The following is a 26631-nucleotide window of genomic DNA, read 5'->3' on the forward strand; positions in this document are numbered from 1 at the left end:
TGGCGCCGCCCGCCTGCATCACGCCTCTTGCGTCACGCCGCCTGCGGAAGCTCCAGCAACCGCCCCACCAGATCCGCGAACATCCCGTCCGCGGGCTCGTCGGCCAGCATCCGGCGCAGCACCTGCGCCATCCGCGCGTCGTAGGCGGCGCTGACCGCCGCCAGCGCCGCGAAGTCGTGCACCAGCTGCCGTTCCAGCTCGGCGCGCGGCACCCGCCGCCCGTCCAGCCAGAGCAGCGCGGTCGTCTCGGCGAGCGAGATCCAGGACCGGACCACCAACTCCAGCCGGGGCGAGGGTTCCTGGGCGTCCAGGTCGAGATGGGCGAGGATCTGGGTGTAGGCGGCCTGGCGCACACCGTCGATCAGTGCGCTCGTACGGGACGAGCCGATCGCGGGGCCGCCGCGCATCAGCGCCGAGAAGCCGGGGCCGTGCTCGTCCACGAAGTCGAAGAACCGCTCCATGACGCGCAACAGGCGGGCGCCGAGGGGCCCTTCGTGCGGTTCGACGAACCGGGCGGTCAGCTCGTCCGCGGCGCGCCGCAGGGCCGCCTCGTAGAGCTGCTGCTTGCCCGGGAAGTAGTGGTAGACCAGCGGCCGCGATATGCCGGCGGCCTCGGCGATCTCGTCGATCGAGACGTCGTCGGGGGAGCGGTGGCTGAACAGGCCGAGTGCGACGGCGATCAACTGCTCCCGTCGCTCCTCGACCCCCATCCTGCGGCGTGCCCCGGCGGTCATGCGCACACCCTAACGACCGCCCGCACAACGACACCACCGCCCGAACGTCCCAGAAGATCCCCGAACGCCCCGACGGCCGGCCAACGGGGCGGGCGCCCCCGCCCCGCCCTCCGTATCAGAGATCCAGGACCAGGCCCGTACCAGGCTTCGCCCGGGACACGCAGATCAGCAGCGAGTCCTCGCGTTCCGCGTCCGTCAGGAGCTCGTCCCGGTGGTCCACCTCACCGGCGACGACCCGTTGCCGGCAGGTGCCGCAGAAGCCCTCCTCGCAGGAGTACGGCACGTCGGGCAGGGCCTGTTCGCGGATCGCGCGCAGCACGCTGGTGCCGGCCGGGACCGTCACCGTACGGCCGGTCCGCCGCAACTCGACCTCGAACGCGGCGTCCTCGCCGCTCCCGGCCCCCGTATCCGGCGCCGCATCCGCACCGGCCACGTCCCCCACCGGCCCGAAGCGCTCCGTATACAGAGTGAGGCCCTCCGGCCCCTCGGGCAGCAGGTCCGCCACGGCGTTCATCAGGGGCTCGGGCCCGCAGCAGTACACGGCGGTGTGCGGGGGCGCGTCGGCGAGCGCGGCGGCCAGATCGGGCCGCCCGTCCTCGTCCTCCGCGACGACCGTCGACCGCCCGCCACCGGACGCCCCGGCGGCGCCCCCGGCCAGCTTCTCGACCTCCGGCAGGAACGGCATCGACGCCCGCGACCGCCCCGCGTACAGCAGCCGCCAGGGCACCCCCGTAGCCTCGGCCCGCCGCACCATCGGGAGGATCGGGGTGATGCCGATACCGCCTGCGATGAAGAGGTAGGCGTGGTGGTCCTCCAGGGGGAAGCGGTTGCGCGGGCCGCGCGCCTCGACCGTGGTGCCGGCGCGGAGCGCCTCGTGCACCTCGCGGGAGCCGCCCCGGCCGTTCTCGATCAGCCGGACCGCGACGGTGTACGAGCCGCCGTCCGCCCGTACGGCGTCGGCCGGTTCACCGCACAGCGAGTACTGCCGCACGGCCCCCGAGGGCAGCACGAGGTCGAGGTGCGCGCCCGGTTCCCAGGCGGGCAGCCGCTCGCCCTCCAGGCGCAGGGCCACCACGCCCTCGGCGGCCTCCGTCCGCTCGGCCACCCGCAGCCGCAGCGGTACCGGCCGCCCCTGGGCCGGCCCCCGACCTGCGCCGGTCTCCCGGCGCCGCCCGGAGATCGGCTGCTCCAGGGCGGGCAGCGGCCACAGCGGCGAGCGCCGGATCCGCCGCCGCAGGGCCCGTCGGACCACCAGTGCGGTCCCGGCGACCGCCAGCGCGGTACGGAGGCGCGGCAGGCCCGTACGGTGCGGGCCGGCGCGGCCGGCGGACGTGGACACACGGACAGGCACGGGCACTTCAGACTCCTCCGGAGGCGGCAGCGGCGGCGGTCGCGGCGGGTGAACGGTCCAGGTAGGCGAGGGCCTGCTCGGTGCTCCCGTGCTGCGAGGGGTGGTAGGTGCGGCTCAAGTACTGGGGTATGGAACGGACCATCGCCCCGGTGGTCGGCAGCACGCCCTGCCGCCCACCCCGGACGAAGTCCTTCACCGTGGCCTTCCCGCCCACGAGCGTGGGGTCGTTCTCCATGAAGAACCGGATGCCGCGCTGCCACAGGAACACCAGCGTGGAGAAGGCCGTTGCCCAGGTGCGGGCCCGCCGCCGGTAGCCGCCGTCCAGATGCATGAAGAGGTCGAACGCCACCGACCGGTGCTCGACCTCCTCCGCGCCGTGCCAGCGCAGCAGGTCGAGCATGGTCGGATCGGCGCCCCGGGCGTCCAGCGTCCGGGCGTTGAGCACCCAGTCGCCGAGGAAGGCGGTGTAGTGCTCGATCGCGGCGATCAGCGCCACCCGCTCCTTCAGCCACCACGCGCGGGCCCGCCCCGGTGGCAGCGTCCGGTCGCCGAGCAGTTTCTCGAAGAACCAGTCGACCTGCGCGGTGTACGGGGTGGGGTCCAGGCCCTGCTCCTTGAGGTGCGGCAGGACGTCGTCGTGCGCCTGGGAGTGCATGGCCTCCTGGCCGATGAACCCGATGACGTCCGCGCGCAGTTCGGGGTCGCGGATGTAGGGCAGCACCTGCTTGTAGACGTGCACGAACCAGCGCTCACCGGCCGGCAGCAGCAGGTGCAGCACGTTGATCGTGTGGGTACTGGACGGATCGCCGGGGATCCAGTGCAGAGGGGTGTCCGCCCAGTCGAAGGCCACGTTGCGGGCCTTCAGCGGGGTGTGCTCGGACGCGACCGGCTGGGGCCGCAACGAGGCCGTATTAGACATGGCGTCAATGTACTGGCGGGTAAGGAATGTCGATACCCCCTGAACGCCGGAAGAACGAGCCCGCCTCGCGGCCCCCGTCCACCCCTCACCGCAACGCCCGCACCATCCCCCCGCCCGTCACCGTGCCCTTCAGGTCGGCATGGGCGCCCGCCGCCGCGGGGACGGCCAGCAGCCGGCCGGCCGCGTGCCCCCGTACCCCGCCGCTCGCGGTGATCGACGTGATCCGGTCACTGCCCGCCGCCAGCAGCCACCACCGGCCACCCGTGCTCTTCCACAGCACGCCCGACAGCACCCGCGGCTCCCGCGGACCGCAGGCCGTACCGCCGTCGGCGCGGGCGGTCACCGAGCCCGTCGCGTACGGCTGCCCGCTCGGTGCCGGCGCCTGGAACTGCGCCAGTGCCCCGCCGCCCGCCCCGCGCCAGGTCTCCGCCCGGGTGCACAGCCAGGACGCGACGCCCGCGCCCCCGGGGAGCGGCTGCTCGGCGAACCGCCAGGTGTTCACCGTCCGCACGCCCTGCGAACGGAGCGCGGGCAGCTGGCAGGCGGTCCGCGCCCAGGCCGTACGGCCCGCCGCCCCGGACACCGCGCCCGGGCTGCCCGGGGGGCCGTAGGTGAGCCGGGCCGGCGTCAGTTCCCCGAGGTCGGTCAGCAGCTCCCCGGCGGACCGGCCGCCCGGGACCCCGCCCGGCTGCCCGTCCAGCTGCCCGCCGACCCGGAGGGCGGACCACCGGGTGCAGCTCTCCGTGGTGCGCGGCGCCGGCACGGGGGCGGTCAGACCGTCGGCGCCGACCGCGACCGACTGGCCCGCCGCGTCCGGCTTCAGTAGATCCACCAGCCGTACCGACGTCACCCAAGGGGCCGTCAGATAGCGGACGTTGGCTTCCGTGCGGTTCACCACCAGGAGGCCGGCGGAGTCCGCCGTCGCGTCGTCCGTCCGCGCGAAGTCCAGGGACGCCCCGGAGCCGTCGCCGCGCCCCTGCCCGTCGGTCGCCTCGGCGTACCGCACCACCCGCAGCCCGTCGTGGAAGAGCACCACCACCGCGTGGTCCACCACGCCGGCGAAGAGCAGCCGCGGCGGGCCGGCCGCGGGGCCGACGGGGGTGCCGGGCGTCGCGGTGACCGGCACCCGGGCGCCGGGCCGGGCCCACACCGCCAGCGCCCGCCGGAGCAGCGCCCGGTCGCCGGTCCGGTCGCCGCGGGCCGGCCAGGCCGAGAAGTCCGGCCGGGCCGCGGTCTTCCAGGCCGTGGCCGAGGAGACCGCCAACCGGCCCGGATCCAGGGCCGCTTCGGCGGCGGCGTTGCGGGCGTACGGCGGGGCCGCGGCGCCGTACGGGCCCCAGCCCTGGCCCGGCAGGCCCAGCAGCGCCCCGCACACCAGCACCGCGGCCCCGGCCGCCAGCGCCGCGCGGCCGTTCTGGCGGCGCCGGATCAGGTCCGTCGGACGGGCCTGCAGCGCGCACGGGTCGAACTCCACCGACTCCAGCAGCGCCCGGTCCCGGCTCCCGGCCGGCAGTACCGCCCCGTCCGCCTCGGACAGCGCCGCCTGGGCATCGGCGACCCCTGCCGCCTCCAGCACCCGCCGGGTCTCCTGGACCGACAGCCGCTCCAGATCCCGCAGCACGAAAGCGGCCCGGGCCGGGCCGGAGAGCGCGGACAGGGCCTGGTCCAGGGCGAGTTCGTCGGCGCCCCCGGAGCGCGGGAACAGCCGCAGGCCCCAGACCAGGGGGAGCGGCGCCGGCGGCAGCAGGCGGCGCCGCCCCGCCAGTGCCGCCCTCAGTACCCGCAGCCGCATCAGCGCGTAACCGGGATCGACGGCCGGGTCCGCGCCTCGTTGGGCGGGCAGGACGGCCGCCGGACCGGGCCGCCGGGGCAGCGCCCGCTGTACCACCGCGTGCGCGGCCAGCACCCGACGCCCGCGGGTGGGGGCCGGTGGCAGCACCAGATAGGCCAGCCGGGCCAGCCGGGGGTAGTGCTCGACCAGGGCCGCCTCGGCCTGCTCGACGTCGATGGGCTCGTCCCCGTCTGCGTACCCGACGAGGGAGGCGCGGTCCGGGCGCGGGGTCACCGCGTGCTGCTGCTCCACATTCCGTGGAACGAGTGAATCCTGTGATGGTCACCGACGGCCGGGCCCGCCCGGACGGGTGACGCACCCCGCGCGGGCCCGGCGGCCGACGTCAGGCCGTGTGGTGCCGGTCCAGGTCGAACTCCCCGTCCCGGGCGCCCAGGACGAACGCCCGCCACTCCGCCTCGGTATAGCGCAGCACGACCTCGGGCTCCTTGGAGTTGCGCATCGCCACCGCGCCGCGCTCCAGGAAGGCGATCTCCACCGCCTCCGCCTCGGGGTCGCCGGGCGGGCGCTGCCAGGTGGCGTCGGAGATGTCGAGGCTGTAGAGCCATTCCTTGTCGGCTGCGGTGCCCATGTCCTGCTCCCCTTACTCGCGTGAGCTGTGGCGGTCAGCGTACGCGGCGCCCGGACGAGCTTCCACCGGTGTGGACAGCCGGACGTTCGGCCCCGCCCGCCAGGGGAGTTGGCGGCGCGGCCCTGTCGGGCGGAGAGGCGGCGGGCGTCTGCGTCCGCCCTGTCGATTTGGCCGGATCTCGACGCAAGGGCGGGGGTTGTGTGCAAAGCCCGGTCGCAGACTCGCTCGCCGCGTGTGGACCCGCCCCTCAACGGGAAGCCAGAGCAGTTCGCGCCAGGTCGCGGAGCCCCGCAGCAGTACCGCGCAGCGCCGCCGGCGGACTGCCGGCTCGCCGCGGCGACCAGTGTTCCGCGGACCCTCACCCGTACGCTCCCTGGGCTTCACATGCCCGGCCGTCGGGCGCGGGGACAGTCTGCCGGGTAGGAGAACGCCAGGTCATTGGGTCGCGCACCCCGCAGGGGGTGTACCCAGCACCACCTACGGAGGCTCTGATGAGCACGGCACCCGCCACGACCCCCACCACGCCCCCCGCCTCGAACGCCCCGGACACCTCCGCTGCTTCCGCCCCGGCCGCCGTCCCCGACTACGCCGCCCTGATCGCCGACACCCCCGACCTGGTCCGGGCCGCCCAGCGTCTGCGTCACCAGGTCTTCGGCGTCGAGCTGGGCGCCGCCCTCGACAGTCCGCTCCCCGGACACGACATCGACGCCGTCGACGACCTCGCCGACCACCTGGTCGTCATCCACACCCCGACCGGCGCGGTCGTCGGCACCTACCGGCTGCTGCCACCGGGCCGCAGCCAACGCCTCTACTCCGACGGCGAGTTCGACCTCACCGACCTCGACGCGGTGCGCCCCGCCCTGATCGAAGCCGGCCGTTCCTGCGTCCACCCCGACCACCGCAACGGCGCCGTGATCAACCAGATGTGGGCCGCCCTGGCCCGCTACACCCTGCTCTCCGGCCACCGCTACCTCGCCGGCTGCGCCTCCGTACCGCTTGCCGACGGGGGCACCGCGGCCGCCCACGCCTGGGCGCTGGCCCGCACCCGCCACGCCGCGCCGCCCGCGTTCCTGGTCACCCCGCGCCGCCCCTGGCACCCCACCGCCCCGCTGCCCGAGCGCCCCGCCCTCGCCCAGCTGCCGCCGCTGCTGCGCGGCTACCTCCGCATCGGCGCCTGGATCTGCGGCGCCCCCGCCCACGACCTGGACTTCGGGGTCGCCGACTTCTTCACCGTCCTGGACATCGAGCAACTCGGCGACCGCTACCGGCGCTTCTTCCTGGGGGAGCGGTGAACGGGGCGTTGCCCGGGGGAGTGGTGAATGGCCCTTCGCCCGGGGGAGTGGACGGCCCATTGCCCGCCGGGGGCGTGGTGAGCGGCCCGTTGTCCGGGGGCGTGGTGAACGGTCCGTTCGACGTTCGTCCGGTGTGCAGCCCGGGGTGTGCCGTGCACGCCGTCCCGCGCCTCCCGCTCCCCGGGACCGTCCGCCGGGCCGCCGCGTTCGCCGGCGCGGTGGGCCGCACCCTGGCCGCCGGGCCGCGCCTGGCGGACCCGGTACGCCTCCGGGCGCACGCCCGGGCCCTGTTGGCGGCGCTGGCGGTCGGGCTGGAGGTCCGTGGCGCGGAGGGCGCGGCCGGGGCGGCGGACCCGTTGTCCGTGACCGGTACGGAACCGGTGGCGGGGCCGGCGGAGCGCGTCGCCGGAGCGGCCCGCGCCCCGGGCACCCTGATCGTCCTCAACCACGTCTCATGGCTCGACATCGTCGCGCTGCTCGCCGTGGAACCGGCCACCCTGCTCGCCAAGCGCGAGGTCGGCCGCTGGCCGCTGGTCGGCGGACTGGCCCGGCGCGCCGGCACCCACTTCATCGATCGCACCGACCCGCGCCGACTCCCGTGCATCGTAAGGGAGTTGTCCGCGCTGCTGGTCGCCGGCCGTTCGGTGGCGGTCTTTCCGCAGGCCACCACCTGGTGCACCGCCGAGCAGGGCGCCTTCCGCCGGGCCACCTTCCAGGCCGCGCTGGACGCCGGCGCCCCCGTACGCCCGGTGACCGTCGCCTACGCCCAGCAGGGCCGCCCCACCACGGTGGCCGCCTTCTGCGGGGACGACACCTTCGCCGCCTCGCTGCGCCGGGTGGTCGCCGCCCGCGGACTGACCGTGCGGGTCACCGTCCACCCGGCGCTGCCCACAGTGGGCCGCGACCTGGACCGGCGGGCGCTGGCGGCCGCCGCCGAGCGGGTGGTCCTCGGCGGCGGCCGGGTGCCCGGCGCCGGTGCGGCGCCCGCCCGGGCCGGTCAGGCGCTCGGCACGTACTTGTAGCCGACCCGGCGGACGGTCACGATCGAGCCGCGGTGCTTGGTGCCGAGCTTCCGCCGCAGCCGGGCGACATGGACGTCCACGGTGCGGCCGTCGCCGACGTGCCCGTAACCCCACACCGTGGTCACCAACTGGTCGCGGGTGTGCACCCGGTGCGGATGCGCGACCAGATGGGTCAGCAGCTCGAATTCGAGGTATGTCAGGTCCAGCAGCCGGCCGTCGACGTACACGGTCCGCTGCTCGGCGTCGATCCGCACGATCTCGTCTCCGGTCCAGGCGCCCCCGGCGGCCCCGGCGGGCGGCTGCGGGGTGGGGGCCTGCTCGGCCGGTACCAGGACGAGGTAGCCGACCATCGGCGGCTGGCCGGGCAGGGCGGGCAGGCTGTGCTGCGGCGCCGGGAGCCAGGTCGCGCCGGAGGCCAGCAACTCGGCGACCTGCTGCGGACTGTGGCGCGCGACATCTCCGCCGGGGGCGGCGGGCTGGGCGTACCGCCCGGCGGTGGCCGGTGGATGGAGGGCCTCGTCGGGCGCCACGGCGCGCAGCCGGTGACGGGGATGGGGCAGCGGGGGAACGGTGGCGGTGGCGGAACCGGCAGGAACGGTACGGAGATTGGTCATCGAACGTCAGCTCTTTCGCGCAGGGGGCCGTCGGGGGACGTGCGCGCGGGCAGGGCTGGGGACACCGGTCAGCGGTGTCGGAGAGGAGGGTGCGGGCCCGCGCTCAGTGCGCGGGGCAACACAGACGGTCGAAGGCGTGCGCCTGCCGGGACGGCCAGAACGGCTCGAGGTCGCTGCGACCCGTCGCGGTGTCTGTGAGGCTGGCCATGGCCCTATTGAACCAGACGGCCATTGATCTGTCTTTCGCACCGGGCCCCGTTGTGACGCGATCGTGCCGCGGGCCGGCCCCACGGGCTCGCGGGCCGCTGACGTGGCAGCTCCGACTTCCCGTCGTCGCACGGGAGTTGAGTGCATTGCAGCTTCGGTAGCACTCCGTCCGGTGGCCGGAAACCGTTCCTGGATCGCCGTTCACTGCGCAGGCACCGCCGTCCCGCGCCCGCGTATCGCCGTTCCCCGCCCTCATGCAGTCGTCCTGCGCCCCCGTATCGCCGACCGGAGCCCCTGTATCGCCGTCCCGTGCGCCCGTATCGCCGTCCCTCGTCTCCGTATTGCCGTGCGCGGTGCCGGTATCGCCGTCCGCGCGGCCCCTATGGCCACCCCGAGGGCCAGTGCCGTCAGATGTCCGGCGTCGGTGAACGTCCGGCCGCGGCGGAGCATTGGCGCGGTGCCGAGCGCCAGCAGCCCGCCGGTCGCCGCCGCCCGCGCGCCCCGGTGCGGCAGCGAGGCGGCCAGCGCCCCGAGGGTGGCGTAGAAGCCGTAGCTCGCCCCGACGTCGATGGCGTGCGCGGTGGCGCCCCCGGCGGGGCGGGCCGCCGCTCGCGGGCCGTCCGCGTCCGTCGCCGCCCGCTCGGCGGCGGCCCGGCGGGCCCGGCTGCGTCCCCGCAGACCGGCATAGACCAGCAGGCTGGCGCCGACGTGTCCGGCCGCGAACACCGCCGTCGCGCGCCCGGCGCCCCACCGCGCCTCGGCCGTCCCGAGCGCGGCCAGCAGCGCCGCCCCGTACGCCACCGGCAGCGGCTCCTCCACGAAGGCCGCGCTGGTGGCCAGCGTCCCCCACCGGCCGGCCCGCAGATTGGCCACATTGGTGGAGTGCGCCCGCAGCAGCTCCGTCCGCCGCCGCGCCGGCAGCCGGGCGGTGGCATACGCCCCCAGCTGCAACGCCCCCACGTACAACGGCGTCACCCAGGGCAGCGCCCCGCCCCGCACCCCGCCCCCGCTCCGCACCGTGCTCCGCATGTCGCGTCCCCCTCCGCTACCGGTCGGTCGTCCCGTGCCCCTCCTCGCCGCCGCACGACCCGGCCCGGACCCGGTCCGTACGGTGATCGCGGCATGGGTCCAGCGTGCCATCCGCCACTGACAACGGCCCCGGCCACCCGGCCCGCGACCGCCCAGCCGGCGACCGTCAGGCCCATGGCCGTCCGGCCCGCGACCGCCAGGAAGCCAGGGCGTGCCCGCGCCACCGCCGTCCCCGGACATGCAGGCGGGGCCGGACCCACCGGTCCGGCCCCGCTCACCCCCACCCCCGGGGACGGCCGGTCACACCTGTGCGCGCCGCTCCAGCTCCGTGCAGCAGGTGTCCACCATCAGCCGGGTGACCACGTAGGGGTCCACGTTGGCGTTCGGCCGGCGGTCCTCGATGTAGCCCTTCTTCTCGACCTCGACCTGCCACGGGATGCGCACCGAGGCACCGCGGTCCGAGGCCCCGTAGGAGTACTGGTCCCAGGGCGCGGTCTCGTGGGCGCCGGTCAGCCGCTCCTCGATGCCGGTGCCGTACTGGCGGACGTGCTCCAGCGGCTTGTCGCCCTCGCCCAGCGCCTCGCAGGCGGTGATGATCGCGTCGTAGCCCTCGCGCATCGCCCGGGTGGAGAAGTTGGTGTGCGCGCCCGCGCCGTTCCAGTCGCCACGGGCCGGCTTGGCATCCAGGGAGGCGGTGATGCCGTGCTCCTCAGCGGTGCGGTGCAGCAGCCAGCGCGCCACCCACATGTGGTCGGAGACCTCCAGCGGCGACAGCGCGCCCACCTGGAACTCCCACTGGCCGGGCATCACCTCGGCGTTGATGCCGGACAGGCCGAGGCCGGCCGCCAGGCAGCGGTCGAGGTGCTGCTCGACGATCTCCCGGCCGAAGATCTCGCCGGCGCCGACACCGCAGTAGTAGCCACCCTGGGGCGCCGGGAAGCCGCCGCCCTCGGGGAAGCCCAGCGGGCGCTCGCCCTTGAGGAAGGTGTACTCCTGCTCGATGCCGAACAGCGGCTCCTGGCCGGCGAAGCGCTCGGCCACCGGGCGCAGCAGGGCCCGGGTGTTGGAGGGGTGCGGCGTGAGGTCGGTGTTGAGCACCTCGCACAGCACCAGCAGGTGGTCGCCGCCGCGGATCGGGTCCGGGCAGCTGAAGACCGGGTCGAGCACGAGGTCCGAGGAGTGGCCTTCGGCCTGGTTGGTGCTGGACCCGTCGAAGCCCCAGCGCGGCAGCGAGCTCCCGTCTTTCAGGATCTTGGTCTTGGAGCGGAGCTTGGCGGTCGGCTGGGTGCCGTCGATCCAGATGTACTCGGCCTTGATGGTCACGGGGTCCTCTTATACGGGTCGGTGCGGGTACGCGTGCGGGCGTACCGGAGCACTCTCGCAACAGGCCGTTTCCCGACCGTTGCCCGTATGTGAACCACAGGTTACCCAGTCGGACATCCTCTGATTCTGCGACGATTCACGGTAAAACGCCTGGCATTCCCTTGTGTGGGTGCTCAGCCGTGTTCCCGCAGCAGCCCCGCGAAGCCCAAGTGCCGGACCCTGCGCATGAGTTCGCCGGCGTCGATGCCCATGGTGGCCGCGGTGTTCCCGACGTGCCATTCATGCGCGGCCAGCTGTCGCAGCACATGGCCGCGCCGCACCTGCTTGTCGGAGAGCCGGAACGTCATGAGATACGCCACTTGGCCCCGATTGTCGGTGATGACCTCGCCGATGTGCTGTGGACGGTGCAGCGCGAACGGCGGCAGGAAACGGGACAGCCGGAACCGCCCCATCCGGTACACCTGCCGCAGGTCGTACGTCCCGTCGAGCAGCTCCGCCGCCATCAGCCCGGCGTGCTGCGCCTCCCACTCCCGCCGGGACCGCTCGGCCGCCGCCCGCAGCTCCCCGAGCGAGCCGACGTACTCCCCGGCGATCCGGGCCGAGAACTCCGGCACCGGGCCGCCGTACAGGGCGTACTGGTACATCAGCTCGCCATAGAGGTGGTGGACCAGCGACGGGTGCAGCGCCCGGTAGTCGTCCGGATGCGGCACGACGAACGCGGTGGCCGGCGCGTCCGCCACGTACACCAGCACCCCGCACTGGTCCGGATGGATCTCGAAGATCCGCAGCGCGTCGGCCAGCCCGGCGATCTCCTCGCCCCGGTACACCGTCTCCACGCGCGGTGACAGCCCCGCGCGCACCGCCCGGTGGGTCCACTCCTCCCACACCACGGACGGCCCGCCGAAATGGAGCGCCAGATAGCCGTCGAGCGCCAGGTGGAGCGGCAGGAACCGCAGCCCCGCCGGGCCGCCCCCGCGCCCCGTCCGCCGCCCGCGCTGCCGCTGCACCAGCTTGCGCGGCAAGCGCAGCGGCGCACAGTCCACCGGCCCGCTCCCGTCGCTCAGCTGCGCGCCGTACGAGGCCGCCGGCGTTCCGTCCGCCGTCCAGTTCGCCACGAAACCATGCGGAATGTACGAGGTGTACGAGGTGCGCCGGTCCGCCACCACCGTGGCCGGCCCCCCGTCCCCGTACACCTCGCGGTGCAGCCGCAGGTCCTCGATCGGCTCCGCACGCACCAGCGGCACCAGCCGTACCGCACCCCACACCTGCGCCGGACGGGCCCGCAGCCCGCCCAGATCCAGCCTGCTCACCGCACACCGCCTCCCGTGCCCGTCCCGGCCTCCGTCGCCTCCAGGAACTGCCGCACCCGCTCGTCCAGATGGGCCCGCAGCTCCGCCGGTCCGCTGCGCCCCTCCGCGAACCGCGCCAGCTCCGCCAGCGCCGGAAGGTCCTCGGCGCGCCGCACACCCACCGTGGGCACCGCCGCCGACAGCCGCCGCACGGCGAACTCCCCGGCGTCGTACACCGGATTGAGGTGCAGCACCACGACCTCGCCCCCGGGGTCCAGCCGCTCCCGCCACACCCGCAGCACCTCGCCCGCCAACCCGGGCGGCGCGTTGTCCCAGCCGTCCGAGACGATCACCAGCCGCTCCGGCCCCGTCTCCAGCGCGTCCAGCACCCGAACCCCCAGCGGCGTCGCCCCGTACGGGTACGCCAGGAGCGCGTCCTGCCGTCCCGACGTCCACAGTGGGCGGTACGCCCCCGCCAGCGCCTCCAGCAGGAAGTGGCAGGCCAGCGCGACCGCCAGCGGACGCTGCCGCTTCTGCCGCGAACCCGTCGCGGAGAAGCTGTCGTCCAGGACGGCCGCCACCCGCCCCCAGGTGCCGGCCTGCGCGCCCGCCGCGCGCCGGGCCGCCGCCCGCAGCGCCCCGGTCAGTTCGGCCCGCCGCGCGACCCGGTCGTCCAACGGGAGCCCGAGGACGTACGACGCCAACCGGGTCAACGGCATCGCCGCCGGATCGACGGCCACCGAGGCGCGGTGCGCACGGGCCGACTCCTGGGCGCGCAGTCGTTCCAGACGGGTCATCCGGGGTGCGATGCGCTCCAGGAAGACACGGCGGTCGATGCCGTGCCGGGCCGCGAACCCCTCGGCGACCGTGAACGGCAGCTCGTACAGCGCCGCCTGCTCGTAGTGCGCCCGCCGCCAGGCGTCCAGCAGGGGCGTGCCGTAGTGCGTGCGCCGGCCCGGCGCGAACAGGAAGTCCCCCAGCTCGTCGTCGGCGGGACCGGCCGGCGGCAGATGCGCGTGGCGCAGCGCGCCCGCCAGCCCCGCGCGGTACTTCACCGCGTCCAGCGCCGGGTCCGGGCGCGCGGCGAGCCAGTCGCGGACGAGTGCGCGGGTCCGGCGGTTGTTCACCCGGGCCCGGCGCAGCTCCCGGAACAGCCGGTACACCCGCGGGGCCGGCAGCCGCGCCAACCGGGCCGCGATCAGCCGCCCCTCGGTACGCCGCTCCTCCGGCGTCGCCTCCCTGGCGGTCTCCAGGAGGCGGCGCACGATGAGCGCGGCATTGTGGTCGTTGACGTCCAGGGCGAGCGAAGCGGCGTACAGGGGGCGGTAGTTGCCGCACACGTAGGCGTGCAGGAAGTCCAGCGACATCCGCTGCTCCGCCGCGTCGGACCGGAACTCGCGCTGCCCGGTGGCGGTGACTGCGGCGTTGACGAACAGCAGCACGTCCTCGGCCGCCACCGCCTCCGCCCGCGTCTCCTGGCTTCCCACGCCGTCCCCCGTACACCTCTCCGCACATCGGTGCCGGCCGGGGAATGAGGGCGCGAACAGCGAATCGTTGCTTGACAGAGCAGGTCCGGAAGTCGCGCCGGAGTCCCGCGGCCGGCCCCGGAAACGTAACACCGCCGCCTCCGCCCGGTCATCCGCGTTTCCCCGCGCGGCCCCGCCCCCCGCCGTCCCCCGACGCCGCCCAACGCCCACGTCAGAAGCCGTCCCAAGGCCCTTCATAACCCCAACGGCATGACCACATGGCGCATTTGGTCGTGGAAGGCATGACCGGTCACGCCTAACGTCACCACCGTCCGGCACACCGTGCCACCCACCGGAACCACCACCCCCGAGGAGCCACCATGCCCACCACCCCGTCCTTCACCAGCTACGTCGACCTCGTGCTAGCCGCCCTCGCCCGCGACCCGGACCTCCCCGTCGTCACCACGGCCGACGGCCACCACATCACCGCGGACGCCCTGCACGCCACCGTCCACCGCATGGCCGCCGTCCTCGGCACCCATGGCGTCGGCCGCGGCCGGACCGTCTCCGTCCTCGGCCGCAACCGCCCCGAGGCGCTCGCCGCCCGTTACGCCGTCAACCTCCTGGGCGCGCGGGTGGTGCTCCTCTACGACGGGATGGCCGCCGAAACCCTGGCCAGGGTGACCGAGAGCGCCGAGACCGACCTCCTCCTGGCCGACCCCGACCTGCACGACACGGCCCGCGCCCTCCTGGACGGCTGCACCGGCCCCCGCCCCGAGGCCATGACCTTCGGCCCGCCCCCTACGGGCGCCGCCCCACTCGGCCCCGACCTGCTCGCCGCCTGCGCCGCCCTCCCCGCCACCCCCACCGTCCCCAGCACGGCCCGCCCCGACGACGACTGGTGCATCCGGCACACCGGCGGAACGACCGGTGTCCCCAAGGGCGTTCGGATGACCCACAGCGGGATCGCCGCGATGCTCGGCCGCACCTCCTGGGAGGCCGCCGGCGACCCGCCCCGTTTCCTGGCCTGCACCTCGCTGGCCCACCTGGCCGGCATCGTGGCCGACGCCACCCTCGTGGCCGGCGGCAGCATCGTCCTCCACCGGGAGTTCGACCCCACCGCCGTCCTGGCCACCGTCGCCCGCGAACGCATCACCCACCTCTGGCTGCTGCCGCCGCTCCTCTACCGCCTCCTGGACGACCCCACCCTCCCGTTCACCGACCTCGGTTCCCTCACCCGCATCTCCTACGGGGGCTGCACCGCCTCCGCGTCCCGGATGCGCGAGGCGGCCGAGGCGTTCGGTCCGGTCCTCTACGGCTGGTACGGCCAGTCCGAGGCGATGTCGATCACCGAGGCTGGCCCCGCCGACCACGCCGACATCCGCACCGACCGCCCGATGACCGTCGGCCGCCCGACGCCCGGCGTCGCCCTCGCCGTCCGCGACCCCGAGGGCCGCGACCTGCCCCCGGGGCAACCGGGCGAGATCCACGTCCGCTCCGCCGGCGTGATGCGCGGCTACTGGAAGCGCCCCGACCTCACCGCGGAGGTCCTCCGCGACGGCTGGCTGCGCACCGGCGACGTCGGCTACCTGGACGACGACGGCCGCCTCTACCTCGTCGACCGCCTCAAGGACGTCGTCATCGTCGTCGGCGGCCACGTCAACCCCTCCGAACTGGAGGACCTCCTGCACACCCACCCGGCCGTCGCCCACGCCGCCGCCTACGGAGTCCGCCGCCCCGACGAGACCGAGGAGGTGCACCTCGCCGTCGTCCCCGCCCCCGGCCACTCCGCCGACGAGCTCTCTCTGCCCGCCCTCCGCACCTTCGTCACCGCCCACAAGGGCGCCCTCTACGCTCCCGCAGCCGTCCACCTCCTCGACACCATCCCCCTCACCCCCGTGGGCAAACCCGACAAAAACCTCCTCCGCGCCCTCCAGGTCCCGACCTCCTGAACCACCCCCGCACGCCGTCCCGCACACCTTCCCCGCATGCCTCCCCGCACCCGGCGAATCCCCTTGGCCAGGGGCGGCAAATCCCCCCTGGCCAGGGGCTTTTGTCAGTGCCCGGCAGTAAAATGGGAACCAGTAAGTGAGGGTTCACCGAAGCTCCTGGAGGTCTGCCGGATGGCCGCTGCCACACTCATGACGAAACCCCTCCCGGCCCACCCGCTGCCCAAGAAACCGCTCCCCGCCGGCTGGCCCCGGGAGCGGTACGAATCCCACAACCGCCGCCTGAAGGCCATGCGCCTGGCCATAGCCCTGCTCGACACCGGCGTCTACCGCCCCGAGCACGCCAGCAACGCCACCATCCGCTCCACCGCCCTCGCCATCGGCGTCCACCACCCCTCCGACACCACCTGCCGCCTGGTCCGAGCCCTGCTCTACGACAACTGCTGACCTGCGACATCTGCTGATCCACGACTCCTGCTGATCCACGAGATCCGCTGATCGGCGACAACTGCCGCCCCCGACAAGCCGGTCGACCCACCGCCCGGCCCGAAACGCGACGCGCTCGGACCCACACAAAAGCCGTCGGCCGCGCCTTCCCCAAAAGGAAGACACGGCCGACGGCTCACAACCACCCGGACCGGACCGGCAACCAGCACGCTCCGCCCCGGGGACGGTCTTTAGATGTCGAAGTACAGCTCGAACTCGTGCGGGTGCGGGCGGAGTTGGATCGGGGCGATTTCGTTGGTGCGCTTGTAGTCGATCCAGGTCTCGATCAGGTCGGAGGTGAAGACGCCGCCCTGCTGGAGGTACTCGTTGTCCTCTTCGAGGGCGTTGAGGACCGCGGGGAGGGAGGTCGGGACCTGCGGGACGCCGGCGTGCTCCTCCGGGGCGAGCTCGTAGAGGTCCTTGTCGATCGGCTCGGCGGGCTCGATCTTGTTCTTGACGCCGTCGAGGCCGGCGAGGAGGAGGGCCGAGAAGGCGAGGTAGGGGTTGGACGACGGGTCCGGGGCGCGGAACTCGACGCGCTTGGCCTTCGGGTTGGAGCCGGTGATCGGGATGCGCATCGCGGCGGAGCGGTTGCGCTGCGAGTAGACGAGGTTGACCGGGGCCTCGAAGCCCGGGACCAGGCGGTGGTAGGAGTTCACCGTCGGGTTGGTGAAGGCCAGGAGCGAGGGGGCGTGCTTGAGGATGCCGCCGATGTAGTAGCGGGCGGTGTCCGAGAGGCCCGCGTAGCCCTGCTCGTCGTAGAAGAGCGGCTGGCCGCCCTGCCACAGCGACTGGTGGACGTGCATGCCGGAGCCGTTGTCACCGAAGATCGGCTTGGGCATGAAGGTGGCCGTCTTGCCGTTGCGCCAGGCGACGTTCTTCACGATGTACTTGAACAGCATCAGGTCGTCGGCGGCGGCGAGGAGGGTGTTGAACTTGTAGTTGATCTCCGCCTGGCCGGCGGTGCCGACCTCGTGGTGCTGGCGCTCGACCTGGAGGCCGGACTTCTCCAGCTCCAGGGAGATCTCGGCGCGCAGGTCGGCGAAGTGGTCGACCGGCGGGGCCGGGAAGTAGCCGCCCTTGTAACGGACCTTGTAGCCGCGGTTGTCCTCCAGGGCACCGGTGTTCCAGGCGCCGGCCTCGGAGTCGATGTGGTAGAAGCCCTGGTTCGCGGAGGTCTCGAAGCGGACCGAGTCGAAGACGTAGAACTCCGCCTCGGGACCGAAGTACGCGGTGTCCGCGACGCCGGTGGAGGCGAGGTACGCCTCGGCCTTCTTGGCGATGTTGCGCGGGTCACGGCTGTACTGCTCGCCCGTGATCGGGTCGTGGATGAAGAAGTTGATGTTGAGGTGCTTCTCCTGCCGGAACGGGTCGACACGGGCCGTCGACAGGTCCGGGCGCAGCGCCATGTCGGACTCGTGGATCGCCTGGAAGCCGCGGATCGACGATCCGTCGAAGGCCAGGTCCTCGTCCGGGTCGAACGCCGCAGCCGGGATCGTGAAGTGCTGCATCACGCCCGGCAGGTCGCAGAAACGGACGTCGACGAACTTCACGTCCTCATCCGCGATGAACTTCTTCGCGTCGTCGGCGTTCTGGAACATCCAACTCCTCCTAGCCCGGTCACCGCTCGGCGGACGCGGGGTTGCGACTCGGAGCGCGTCCTCGTGCGGTGGCGCGCTCGCCCGACCATAGGCAGGCGGGATTTCCCAAGCATGACCCATTTGTTTCGCCGAGGTTAACCGGCGCGCTGTCGCCCTCACCCCCAGTGTGCGCCCACGGGAGCGGACGCGGAGTCGGGTGCGGCACCGCTGCGGCAACGGCTGCCGGGGGACGGTGGCGGCGGTGCGGTCGCGGTCGTCCGGGAACCCGGCGCCCGGGGAACGTATGCGGTCGCAGTACCGTGGACGGGTGGACAACAGGCAAGCAATCGGATCGTGGATCTCCGGGCCCCGGGCGACGGCCGAGGACATGGGTGTCGACTTCGGCTACCGCGGGCAGCAGCTCGGGCTGCCCGAGGAGGGCCCGGGGTCGATCGCACGGGTCGGCCGCCGCTTCGGCGCGCTCTTCATCGACTGGGCGCTCTGCCTGCTCATCGCGTACGGGCTGCTCAGCGGCGGCAAGGCGCAGTCGGCGAGCAACTGGGCGCTGGTGGTGTTCGCGGTGCTGAGCGTGCTGACCGTCGGCACCGTCGGCTGCACCCCGGGCAAGCGGCTGCTGGGGCTGCGGGTGGTCGCTGAGGGCGGCGGCCGGATCACCCTGCCGAGGGTGGTGCTGCGGACGCTGCTGCTGGTGCTGGTCATCCCGGCGGCGATCTGGGACCGGGACGGCCGGGGGCTGCACGACCGGCTCAGCCGCGCGGTACAGGTGCGGATCTAGCCACGGTACAGATGCGGATCTAGCTACAGCCGGCGACAGCCGGCCACGGCCGGCGGCAGAGCGGCAGCCAGCCGCGAGGAGGCCCCCATCGGCTCCTCGCGCCCCCACCAACGCCGGACGCCCCGAGGCCAAGCCTCGGGGCGTCGCACGTAGTTGTACGTAGTGGGGGAAATCCGGCGTGGCCGGTCAGCGCGTCTCAGCCGCGTCTCAGCGTGCCTTGCCGCCGCCCTTCGGCATCCGCATGCCCTTCGGCATCGGACCCTTCGGGACGGGCATGTTGCTCATCAGGTCGCCGAGGGCGCGCAGGCGGTCGTTGACGGCCGTCACCTGGGGGCCGGGGAGGACCCGGGGGAGCTTCAGCAGGTGGGTGCGCAGCTTCTTGAGGGGGACCTCGCCCTCGCCGTCGCCGACGACGATGTCGTGCACCGGGGCGTCCGCGACGGTGCGCGCCATGCGCTTCTTCTCGGCGCCCAGCAGGCCGCGCAGCCGGTTCGGGTTGCCCTCGCCGACCAGGACGATGCCGGCCTTGCCGACGGCGCGGTGCACCACGTCCTGGTTGCGGTTCATCGCGACGGCGGGGGTCACCGTCCAGCCGCGGCCGACGTTCTCCAGGACGGCGGCCGCCGCACCGGGCTGGCCCTCCATCTGCCCGAAGGCCGCCCGCTCGGCGCGCCGGCCGAAGATGATCGCCATCGCGAGGAACGCCAGGACGAAGCCCAGGACGCCCGCGTAGACGGGGTGGCCGATCACGAAGCCGATGGCGAGGAGGACGCCGAAGACGACGATTCCTGTGCCAGCGACGACAAGACCGACCTTGGAATCGACCCGACGGGTCATCTTGTAGGTCAGGGCGATCTGCTTCAGCCGCCCGGAGTTCTCAGCGCCGCCAGCGCCGGTTGCGTTTGCCTTCCTCGCCATACACCGAAGTTTACGTGGCGTGCGGGCGCCGGGTGGCCGCGGCCTCCAGGACGTATCCGGCGTCGTACCGGTCCTTGGCGCGGCGGCGGTCCTCCAGGACCGATGTCCAGGCGTTGCGGCGGGCGGTGCGCTGGCCGCCGCGCAGCAGGACGGCCTCGATGGCACGCAGAGCACCGGTGACGGAGGGGATGGGGCGAGCGGTGGCGCGGAGCGGCGCGACCTCCATGGTGATGGTCTCCCTCGGACGAACGGACACGAACAGGGGGTGCGGGGGGAGGTGTCTTGCGGTGCGTACATCCATCGTCACCGAAGGGTGTTACCAACGGATGACCTGCCGGTCAAACACCTATGAAACGTTGACGCGGCCCCGACGCCCCCTGCCTGGGGGAGTGCGGGGCCGCGTCTCCTAAGCATGTGCCACGTTTCACAAGTTGGCGCGCCGGGGGCGTCAAACCGCCTGACTGGACGCCTCGACCTCGCGCCGCTCGACCGCCTGCTGGTAGAGGCGGCCGGCGCGGTAGGAGGAGCGGACCAGCGGGCCGGACATGACGCCGGCGTAGCCGATCTCCTCGGCCTCCTCCTTGAGCTCCACGAACTCGGCCGGCTTGACCCAGCGCTCGATGGGGTGGTGGCGGACCGAGGGGCGCAGGTACTGGGTGATCGTGATCAGCTCGCAGCCCGCGTCGTGCAGGTCCTGGAGCGCCTGGCTGATCTCCTCGCGGGTCTCGCCCATGCCCAGGATGAGGTTGGACTTGGTGACCAGGCCGGCCTCGCGGGACTTGGTGATCACCTCCAGCGACCGCTCGTAGCGGAAGCCGGGGCGGATCCGCTTGAAGATCCGCGGGACCGTCTCGACGTTGTGGGCCAGCACCTCCGGGCGGGAGGAGAAGACCTCGGCGAGCTGCTCGGGGATCGCGTTGAAGTCCGGGATCAGCAGTTCCACGCCGGTGTCGGGCATCGCGGCGTGGATCTGGCGGACGGTCTCGGCGTAGAGCCAGGCGCCGCCGTCCTCCAGGTCGTCGCGGGCGACGCCGGTGATCGTGGCGTACTTCAGGCCCATGGTCTGCACGGACTCGGCGACCCGGCGCGGCTCGTCGCGGTCCAGCGCCTGCGGCTTGCCGGTGTCGATCTGGCAGAAGTCGCAGCGGCGGGTGCACTGGTCACCACCGATGAGGAAGGTCGCCTCGCGGTCCTCCCAGCACTCGAAGATGTTGGGACAGCCCGCCTCCTGGCAGACCGTGTGCAGACCCTCGCTCTTGACCAGGCCCTGGAGGTGGTTGTACTCGGGACCCATTTTCGCCCGGGTCTTGATCCACTCGGGCTTGCGCTCGATGGGGGTCTGGCTGTTGCGGACCTCCAGGCGCAGCATCTTGCGTCCGTCGGGTGCGACTGCGGACACGTCGGCTCCCTAACAACTTCGATTCTTCGGCGTACACCAGGGTACGCCCGTCAATTCGCACGCATTTCCACGTGCGGGTCGTGCTTGGCCGAACCCCGGACGGGAGGGCGGCATTCCCGCGGCCCGGCCGCGGGGCGGTGCTCAGACCGCGCGGGGGAGCAGGACGGCGTTCTCCAGGACCTCTCCCAGGTGTTTCTCGACGACCGGCAGGGCCTCGGCGATGGTGACCTCGCGGCCCAGCTCGCCGGAGAGCGAGGCGACACCGGCGTCCCGGATGCCGCACGGCACGATCTTGTCGAACGAGGTGGTGTCCGGATTCACATTGAGGGCGAAGCCGTGCATGGTGACGCCCTTGGCGACGCGGATGCCGATCGCGGCGAGCTTGCGGTCCTCGCCGCGCTGGCCGGCGTTGGACGGGGCGTACTCCGGGCCGTTCAGCCGCGGGTCGAACAACTCGTCCGCGGTCCGCGGGTCGAAGTCGAGCTGCAGCCCGCCGAGGGCCGGCCGCTGCTCCACCGGATCGCCCAGGACCCACACGCCGCTGCGCCCCTCGACCCGGGTGCCCTCGACGCCGAACTCGGCGCAGACCCGGATGAGGGCCTCCTCCAGCCGCCGGACGTGCGCGACCACGTCGACGGGGCGCGGCAGCTTCTGGATCGGGTAGCCCACCAGCTGGCCCGGGCCGTGCCAGGTGATCTTCCCGCCGCGGTCCACGTCGACGACCGGGGTGCCGTCCAGGGGGCGTTCGTCGTCGGAGGTGCGGCGGCCCGCGGTGTAGACGGCCTGGTGCTCCAGGAGCAGGCAGGTGTCGGGGATCTCGTCGGCGAACCGGGCCGCGTGGATGCGACGCTGCTCCTGCCACGCGGACTCGTACTCGACGGCGTCCGTCCCGAAGCCCAGATGCACAAAGCGCAGCCCCTCGGGTACGGGGGTCTCCCCCCGAGAGATCGCAGTCACGGCAGCTCCTCTTCGAACCTTGTCGCAGATCCCTGCGACGTGTGATGCCTCTTGCGAGGCACGTGCGATGCCACGTCGCGCCCATGCCACTGTACGGCCGCCCGTTGCGCCCCCCGCACCGGGCCGGTGCGCCGCACGGCCCTCGAAGCGCCTGTGACGTGCTCACACGATCGGATGAACGCGGGGCGCAGGCCGCGAGAAAGGCGCTGAAGGCCGTTACATTCACGCCGTTCCACAAGGGCGAAGCGAGCATGCCGGACGGGATCAGTCGAACCCGGCGGCCCGGCCCGGAAGGCAGGAGACCGGTAAAGCTGATGACGGAACGACCCCCGCACCACACGCCCAACCGCCAACTGGCCGCGCTCATCGCCGAGGCGGGCTTCTCCAACGCAGGGCTGGCCAGACGGGTTGATCAACTGGGCATCGAGCACGGCCTCGATCTGCGCTACGACAAGACGTCGGTGACGCGCTGGCTGCGCGGGCAGCAGCCCAGAGGCACCACCCCCGCGCTGATCGCGGAGGTCTTCACCCGTCGGCTGGGGCGCCGGCTCTCCGCGCAGGACCTCGGTCTGGACGCTTGCGCGCCGGTGTACGCCGGGCTGGAGTTCGCCTCCACGCCGACCGAGGCGGTGGACATCGTCAGCGGACTGTGGCGCAAGGACTCCGGCAGCCACGCCGAACTCCGCAAGATCGCCTTCACCCCGGCCGGCCTGGTGGTGCCCAGCCGGGACTGGCTCATCGGCCGCCCCGACGAACGCGTCGCGCACGGCGAGCCGGCGGGCGAGGCCGGCGAGCGGGTCCCGCTCCAGGGCGGCCGGTCGGCCGTGCCCCGGCAGCGGCAGACCGAGCGGGTGGACCGCACCCAGGGCGGCCGGGTCACCTCCGGCGACATCGCGGCCCTGCGCTCGGTCGGCGAGCTGTTCCGCGCCCTGGACCACGCCTACGGCGGCGGCCACGCCCGCCAGGCCCTGGTGCGCTATCTGGAGCACGAGGCCGAGCCGATGCTGCGCGGCACCTACGGGGAGACCGTCGGCCGCCGGCTGTTCTCGGCCGCCGCCGACCTGACCCGGCTGGCCGGCTGGACCTCGTACGACATCGCCGCGCACGGGCTGGCGCAGCGGTACTTCGTCCAGGCGCTGCGGCTGTCCCAGGCCGCCGGCGACCGGGCGTACGGCGCCTATGTCCTGGTGACGATGAGCCGGCAGGCGGTCTATCTGGGGCACGGCCGGGAGGCCGTCCAACTGGCCCGGGTCGCCCAGCAGGGCGTCGGCAGCGGTGTGCCGCCCACCGTGCAGGCGCTGCTGCACGCCGCCGAGGCGCGCGGCCACGGCGTCCTCGGCGAGGTCCGGGCCTGCACGGCCGCGCTGGCCCGCGCCGAACGGGCCCTGGAGGGCGCCCGTCCCGGGGACGACACCCCCTACTGGGCGCGCTTCTTCGACGAGGCCCAGCTCGCCGACGAACTCGCGCACTGCCACCGCGATCTCCAGCAGTACCGCGCCGCCTCCCAGCACGCCGAGCGCTCGCTGCAGCTGCGCGCCGCCGGGTTCGCCCGCAGCCGGCTGTTCTGCCGGGTGGTGCTGGCCACCGCGCGGCTGGGCCTGGGCGAGTTGGAGCAGGCGTGCACGCTCGGCGCCGAGGCGGCCCTGCAGGCGTCCGAGATGCGCTCGGTCCGGGCCCACGAGTACGTCCGGGACTTCGAGCGCAGGCTGGAGCCGTACCGGGACGCGCCGGCGGTGCGCGGCTACCGCGAGCGGGTGGCCGCGCTGGGCTGACGGGCCGGTGTGCCCTAGGCCGCCGCCGGTACGGTGTCCGGTTCCGGACGGGCCGGGAGGCCGAAGTCCTGGAGGAGGGCGCGGGCGGCGCGGTGGCCGGAGCGCAGGGCCCCCTGGAGGGTGCTGGTGTCGCGGTGGTCGCCGCAGACGTACAGCCCGGCCAGCACCCGGACGGTGCGCTGCGGGTCGTGCGGGGTGGCCATCGCCGGTACCGCGTACGGGTTGTGATGGCCCGTCAGGAGTTGCCAGTCGTCCGTCCGCACGCCGTAGATCCGGTCCAGCCGGGGCCGGACGGTCTTGTCGAGGACGTCCAGCGGCAGCGCCGCGGCGGGGCCGAGGACGACGGTGGTGACCAGCGGCCGGCCGGGCGGGGTGCGGGACGGGTCGATCGCGCCGGCGAGGTAGCTGAAGCCGATGGGGCCCTCGGTCGGCAGGATCAGGGCGGTGTCCCGGGCGGGGCCGCCGCGGGTGCCGGCCGGGGCGTCCGCGGTGTGGTGCAGCACCGTCAGCGGGTGGAAGGCGGGCACCCGCAGCCCCGGCAGCAGTGCGGCGGCGTCCCGCGCGCCGGTCGCCACCAGCACCGCCCGGCACGGTATCCGGCCGTGCTCGCGGGTGTGGACGCCGTTGGTGTCGACGGCCGTGACCGCCACGGAGGTCCGTACGGTGCCCGGCGGCAGACCGGCCGCCAGCAGTTCCGGTACGGCCGAGGCGCCGCCCGTCGGCAGCGCCAGCCGGCCGTCCGCGAAGGCCCGCAGCACCTGCGCCGCGCCCCGGCTGGAGCCGCCCAGCCGGGGATCGCAGAGCAGGGCGCCCAGCAGCGGCCGCAGGAAGGTGTCGTGGGTGCGCGGCGGGAACGCCGGGCGGCCGGCCAGGGCGTCACTGACCGGACGGTCGGCGATCCGCTCCGTGCGCCGGTCGGCGCGTGTGAGGGCGCGCGCCGCGGAGAGTGCGCCCCTTGTGCATCGCAGCGGGCTGATGCGCTGGACCCGCTGCCCGTTGTGGAGGCCCAGCCCGGCCGCGAACGGACGCAGCGTCAGCTCCGCCAGGCCGGGCGTGCGACGCAGCGCGACCGGGGAGACCGCCAGCGGGCGGCCGCAGCGGTCCAGACGGAAGCCGTCCACCTCGTCGGTGGCGGAGCGGCCGCCGACCCGCTCGGCGGCCTCCAGGACGGTGACCGAGAGCCCGGCCCCGGTCAGATGGCGGGCGGCGGCGAGGCCGGCCGGCCCGGCCCCCACGATGACGACGTCGACGGCCGATGCGGAGCGCAGCACATTCCCCTCCCGAGGTCGGTCCCAGCGGCAGCGCACGGTGCTGATGCCCGGTGCGGCCGCCCGGGATGCCCAGTGGTGTGTCCGAGGACCGTAGGGACCACCGCGCCCCGGCCGACAGGGGCGCCCCGGGGGCGCGTCGGAGCGGCCCCCGCGCCACTTCCCGGCCCGCGGGGCCCGGGGGTCGTCCTACGACGCCAGAGCGGCGCGCACCGCGTCGCCGATCCGCGGGTCCGTGAAGGCGAAACCGGACTCCAGCAGCCGCCGCGGCACGATCCGTTGACTGCCCAGCACGTCCTGTGCGAACTCCCCGAGGACGAGCCGCAGCACCGGCGCCGGCACCGTGCACAGCGTGGGGCGGCGCAGCACCCGGCCCATCACCGCCGTCGCCTCGCGGTTGGTGACCGGCTCCGGCGCGGTGAGGTTGACCGGCCCGGACAGCCCCTCGGTGACCAGCAGATGGCGGAGCGCCGCGAGGTGGTCCCGCAGGGAGATGAAGCTCCAGTACTGGCCGCCGTCCCCGAGCCGGCCGCCCAACCCCATCCGGAACAGCGGGAAGAGCCGCCCCCAGGCCCCGCCGGAGCGCGCCACGACCAGGCCGGTCCGGGCGAAGACGGTCCGGATGCCGGCCTCCTGGGCGGGCGCCGCCGCCTCCTCCCAGGCCACGCACAGCTCCGGCAGGAAGCCCGTACCGGCCGGCGCGCGCTCGTCCGTGCGCCGGTCGCCGGTGTCGCCGTAGAAGCCGATGGCGCTGCCGCTGACGAGGACCCGCGGCGGCTCGTCCATCGCGGCCAGCGCGGTGGCCAGCGTCCGGGTGCCCAGCACCCGGCTGTCGCGGAGTTCCTGTTTGTACGCGGCCGTCCAGCGGTGGTCGGCGACGCCCGCCCCGGCGAGGTGCACCACCGCCGCGCAGCCGGCCAGCGCGGCCGGGTCCAGCCGCCGCCCCGCGGGGTCCCAGGCCACCTCGTCGGCCGCCGCCGGCCGTCGGCGCACGAGCCGGACGACGTCGTGGCCGTCCGCGCGCAGGTTCCGGACGAGGGCCGTGCCGATGAGTCCGGTCGAGCCGGTGATCGCGATCCGCATGGGGCCATCCTGCCCGCAATCCGGGGCGACGCAGGGGACCGGCCGGGACGGACCGTGCGGGACGGACGGGCGGGCTCAGCGGCGGAAGCGGGCCCACAGCCGGGGGAAGCGCTCGGCCAGGGCCGCGTCGTCGTCGAAGTCGAGGTAGCCGCCGAGCGGTTCCGGCGGGGCCGGCGGCAGCCGCAGGTCGGGCATGACGGCGCCGGTCAGCTGCTCGTACGCCTCGTCGGCGGCGTAGCCCAGCTCCTCGGCGTCGCCGTCGGTCTCCTCGTCGAAGTCGCCGACGAGACGGGCGAGCTGGTCCGGATCGTCCAGCGCGCCCTCGAAGACGTGCCGGCCCTGGCCGATCAGCCAGCAGCGGAAGTAGTCGAAGGCGTCGTCGCTCGCGCCGTCCAGCATCAGGGCCGCGGCGGCCCACAGGTCCCAGGTGTAGGCGCGGTTGTAGCGTTCCTCGAAGTGGCGGGCGAAGTCGACGACGCGGTCCGGGTCGAGCCCGAGCAGCCGCTCGACCAGTGCGTCGGCCTGCTCCTCGGGGTCGTTCCCGGCGGCCGCGCGGGAGTCGTCGATCAGCTCCCAGAAGTCCGTCTCGTCCATCACCGCTCCAGCATCCGCCCTGCCGCCGCGCCCCGCACGCGGAATGCCCCGGACACGCCGGGGCGCCGTCCGGGCCGGCGGTCCGGGGCGCCGGGAGGGGTGACCCGGCGGTGACCGCGCCGGGACTCCCTCGTTGTGCGGCATGCACGACGGCAGTACAAAT

Annotated in this window: 24 protein-coding genes; 6 read left to right on the forward strand and 18 right to left on the reverse strand. The window is 74.0% G+C overall.

The features are described from left to right. Positions 1 to 32 precede the first annotated feature (32 nt). From B073_RS0118565 to B073_RS0118585, 5 genes are all read right to left on the reverse strand, one after another. Positions 33 to 734, reverse strand: coding sequence for a TetR/AcrR family transcriptional regulator (locus tag B073_RS0118565; protein WP_078508068.1), 702 nt, complete (start codon positions 732 to 734; stop codon positions 33 to 35). Positions 735 to 849: 115 nt separating this feature from the next. Next, the gene (locus B073_RS0118570; RefSeq protein WP_234025117.1) at positions 850 to 2085 is read right to left on the reverse strand and encodes a PDR/VanB family oxidoreductase; all 1236 of its coding nucleotides are present in this window, start codon (positions 2083 to 2085) and stop codon (positions 850 to 852) included. 7 nt (positions 2086 to 2092) lie between these two features. Continuing rightward, a complete protein-coding gene (locus tag B073_RS0118575) occupies positions 2093 to 3004 on the reverse strand; it encodes a metal-dependent hydrolase (protein WP_026247514.1) in 912 nt (303 codons plus the stop codon). A gap of 85 nt (positions 3005 to 3089) precedes the next feature. Beyond that, positions 3090 to 5087 (reverse strand): hypothetical protein, encoded by a 1998-nt coding sequence (locus B073_RS0118580; protein ID WP_018539588.1) that lies wholly within the window; start codon positions 5085 to 5087, stop codon positions 3090 to 3092. 91 nt (positions 5088 to 5178) lie between these two features. After that, positions 5179 to 5424, reverse strand: a complete 246-nt coding sequence (locus B073_RS0118585) for a DUF397 domain-containing protein (protein ID WP_018539589.1) — start codon at positions 5422 to 5424, stop codon at positions 5179 to 5181. A 491-nt stretch (positions 5425 to 5915) separates the two neighbouring features. Between B073_RS0118585 and B073_RS0118590 the strand changes: the two genes are divergently transcribed. Next, positions 5916 to 6716, forward strand: coding sequence for a GNAT family N-acetyltransferase (locus tag B073_RS0118590; protein ID WP_018539590.1), 801 nt, complete (start codon positions 5916 to 5918; stop codon positions 6714 to 6716). A gap of 152 nt (positions 6717 to 6868) precedes the next feature. After that, positions 6869 to 7738, forward strand: a complete 870-nt coding sequence (locus tag B073_RS40370) for a lysophospholipid acyltransferase family protein (protein WP_018539591.1) — start codon at positions 6869 to 6871, stop codon at positions 7736 to 7738. Here B073_RS40370 and B073_RS0118600 read toward each other — a convergent pair. The 5 genes from B073_RS0118600 to B073_RS0118625 form a co-directional block, all read right to left on the reverse strand. Then, entirely contained in the window at positions 7714 to 8352 is a 639-nt protein-coding gene (locus B073_RS0118600; protein WP_018539592.1) for a winged helix-turn-helix domain-containing protein, read from the reverse strand. The two genes, B073_RS40370 and B073_RS0118600, sit on opposite strands and share 25 nt — an antisense overlap. Positions 8353 to 8811: 459 nt before the next feature. Then, entirely contained in the window at positions 8812 to 9588 is a 777-nt protein-coding gene (locus B073_RS40375; protein ID WP_018539594.1) for a rhomboid-like protein, read from the reverse strand. Positions 9589 to 9888: 300 nt separating this feature from the next. Next, on the reverse strand, positions 9889 to 10911 hold the full coding sequence (gene glnII / locus B073_RS0118615; RefSeq protein WP_018539595.1) for a glutamine synthetase: 1023 nt from the start codon (positions 10909 to 10911) through the stop codon (positions 9889 to 9891). A gap of 173 nt (positions 10912 to 11084) precedes the next feature. Next, the gene (locus tag B073_RS0118620; protein ID WP_018539596.1) at positions 11085 to 12221 is read right to left on the reverse strand and encodes an ARPP-2 domain-containing protein; all 1137 of its coding nucleotides are present in this window, start codon (positions 12219 to 12221) and stop codon (positions 11085 to 11087) included. Then, a complete protein-coding gene (locus B073_RS0118625; RefSeq protein ID WP_026247515.1) occupies positions 12218 to 13687 on the reverse strand; it encodes a hypothetical protein in 1470 nt (489 codons plus the stop codon). The genes B073_RS0118620 and B073_RS0118625 overlap by 4 nt, the downstream gene beginning before the upstream one ends. A gap of 359 nt (positions 13688 to 14046) precedes the next feature. On the opposite strand from B073_RS0118625, the gene B073_RS0118630 reads away from it, so the two are divergent. Further along, positions 14047 to 15618, forward strand: coding sequence for an AMP-binding protein (locus tag B073_RS0118630; RefSeq protein WP_018539598.1), 1572 nt, complete (start codon positions 14047 to 14049; stop codon positions 15616 to 15618). A gap of 171 nt (positions 15619 to 15789) precedes the next feature. Beyond that, positions 15790 to 16062 (forward strand): hypothetical protein, encoded by a 273-nt coding sequence (locus tag B073_RS0118635; RefSeq protein ID WP_018539599.1) that lies wholly within the window; start codon positions 15790 to 15792, stop codon positions 16060 to 16062. Positions 16063 to 16292: 230 nt separating this feature from the next. On the opposite strand, the gene glnA is transcribed toward B073_RS0118635, so the two are convergent. After that, positions 16293 to 17702 carry a type I glutamate--ammonia ligase gene (gene glnA / locus B073_RS0118640; protein ID WP_018539600.1) on the reverse strand — a complete coding sequence of 470 codons (1410 nt, stop codon included), beginning with the start codon at positions 17700 to 17702 and terminating at the stop codon, positions 16293 to 16295. A gap of 307 nt (positions 17703 to 18009) precedes the next feature. Here glnA and B073_RS0118645 point away from each other — a divergent pair, with 307 nt between their 5' ends. Continuing rightward, entirely contained in the window at positions 18010 to 18477 is a 468-nt protein-coding gene (locus B073_RS0118645) for an RDD family protein (protein WP_199788168.1), read from the forward strand. Between the two features lie 207 nt (positions 18478 to 18684). Here the strand turns inward: B073_RS0118645 and B073_RS0118650 are convergent, their stop codons facing one another. The 4 genes from B073_RS0118650 to lipB form a co-directional block, all read right to left on the reverse strand. Beyond that, a complete protein-coding gene (locus B073_RS0118650) occupies positions 18685 to 19395 on the reverse strand; it encodes a DUF4191 domain-containing protein (protein ID WP_018539602.1) in 711 nt (236 codons plus the stop codon). 10 nt (positions 19396 to 19405) lie between these two features. Beyond that, positions 19406 to 19621, reverse strand: a complete 216-nt coding sequence (locus tag B073_RS0118655) for a hypothetical protein (protein ID WP_018539603.1) — start codon at positions 19619 to 19621, stop codon at positions 19406 to 19408. Positions 19622 to 19843: 222 nt separating this feature from the next. After that, a complete protein-coding gene (lipA, locus tag B073_RS0118660) occupies positions 19844 to 20794 on the reverse strand; it encodes a lipoyl synthase (RefSeq protein WP_018539604.1) in 951 nt (316 codons plus the stop codon). A gap of 141 nt (positions 20795 to 20935) precedes the next feature. Then, complete coding sequence (gene lipB / locus B073_RS0118665; protein WP_051094069.1) at positions 20936 to 21751, reverse strand: lipoyl(octanoyl) transferase LipB; 816 nt, start codon at positions 21749 to 21751, stop codon at positions 20936 to 20938. 314 nt (positions 21752 to 22065) lie between these two features. On the opposite strand from lipB, the gene B073_RS0118670 reads away from it, so the two are divergent. After that, positions 22066 to 23523 carry a hypothetical protein gene (locus B073_RS0118670; RefSeq protein ID WP_018539606.1) on the forward strand — a complete coding sequence of 486 codons (1458 nt, stop codon included), beginning with the start codon at positions 22066 to 22068 and terminating at the stop codon, positions 23521 to 23523. Positions 23524 to 23537: 14 nt separating this feature from the next. Here the strand turns inward: B073_RS0118670 and B073_RS0118675 are convergent, their stop codons facing one another. From B073_RS0118675 to B073_RS0118685, 3 genes are all read right to left on the reverse strand, one after another. After that, positions 23538 to 24794: an FAD-dependent oxidoreductase gene (locus tag B073_RS0118675; protein ID WP_018539607.1), complete on the reverse strand. Its 1257-nt coding sequence runs from the start codon at positions 24792 to 24794 to the stop codon at positions 23538 to 23540. Positions 24795 to 24980: 186 nt separating this feature from the next. Further along, entirely contained in the window at positions 24981 to 25874 is an 894-nt protein-coding gene (locus B073_RS0118680) for a TIGR01777 family oxidoreductase (protein ID WP_018539608.1), read from the reverse strand. A 75-nt stretch (positions 25875 to 25949) separates the two neighbouring features. Beyond that, on the reverse strand, positions 25950 to 26468 hold the full coding sequence (locus tag B073_RS0118685; protein WP_018539609.1) for a DUF4240 domain-containing protein: 519 nt from the start codon (positions 26466 to 26468) through the stop codon (positions 25950 to 25952). Between the last annotated feature and the right edge of the window lie 163 nt (positions 26469 to 26631).

Source organism: Streptomyces sp. MspMP-M5, from assembly GCF_000373585.1.
GTDB lineage: Bacteria > Actinomycetota > Actinomycetes > Streptomycetales > Streptomycetaceae > Streptomyces.

What these genes read in the sequence shown, in the direction of transcription:
- B073_RS0118565 (WP_078508068.1), bottom strand. Translation starts at nt 734, where the DNA reads ATGACCGCCGGGGCACGCCGCAGGATGGGGGTCGAGGAGCGACGGGAG.
- B073_RS0118575 (WP_026247514.1), bottom strand. Translation starts at nt 3,004, where the DNA reads ATGTCTAATACGGCCTCGTTGCGGCCCCAGCCGGTCGCGTCCGAGCAC.
- B073_RS0118585 (WP_018539589.1), bottom strand. Translation starts at nt 5,424, where the DNA reads ATGGGCACCGCAGCCGACAAGGAATGGCTCTACAGCCTCGACATCTCC.
- B073_RS0118590 (WP_018539590.1), top strand. Translation starts at nt 5,916, where the DNA reads ATGAGCACGGCACCCGCCACGACCCCCACCACGCCCCCCGCCTCGAAC.
- B073_RS0118600 (WP_018539592.1), bottom strand. Translation starts at nt 8,352, where the DNA reads ATGACCAATCTCCGTACCGTTCCTGCCGGTTCCGCCACCGCCACCGTT.
- B073_RS40375 (WP_018539594.1), bottom strand. Translation starts at nt 9,588, where the DNA reads ATGCGGAGCACGGTGCGGAGCGGGGGCGGGGTGCGGGGCGGGGCGCTG.
- B073_RS0118630 (WP_018539598.1), top strand. Translation starts at nt 14,047, where the DNA reads ATGCCCACCACCCCGTCCTTCACCAGCTACGTCGACCTCGTGCTAGCC.
- B073_RS0118635 (WP_018539599.1), top strand. Translation starts at nt 15,790, where the DNA reads ATGGCCGCTGCCACACTCATGACGAAACCCCTCCCGGCCCACCCGCTG.
- glnA (WP_018539600.1), bottom strand. Translation starts at nt 17,702, where the DNA reads ATGTTCCAGAACGCCGACGACGCGAAGAAGTTCATCGCGGATGAGGAC.
- B073_RS0118650 (WP_018539602.1), bottom strand. Translation starts at nt 19,395, where the DNA reads ATGGCGAGGAAGGCAAACGCAACCGGCGCTGGCGGCGCTGAGAACTCC.
- B073_RS0118655 (WP_018539603.1), bottom strand. Translation starts at nt 19,621, where the DNA reads ATGGAGGTCGCGCCGCTCCGCGCCACCGCTCGCCCCATCCCCTCCGTC.
- B073_RS0118670 (WP_018539606.1), top strand. Translation starts at nt 22,066, where the DNA reads ATGACGGAACGACCCCCGCACCACACGCCCAACCGCCAACTGGCCGCG.
- B073_RS0118680 (WP_018539608.1), bottom strand. Translation starts at nt 25,874, where the DNA reads ATGCGGATCGCGATCACCGGCTCGACCGGACTCATCGGCACGGCCCTC.
- B073_RS0118685 (WP_018539609.1), bottom strand. Translation starts at nt 26,468, where the DNA reads ATGGACGAGACGGACTTCTGGGAGCTGATCGACGACTCCCGCGCGGCC.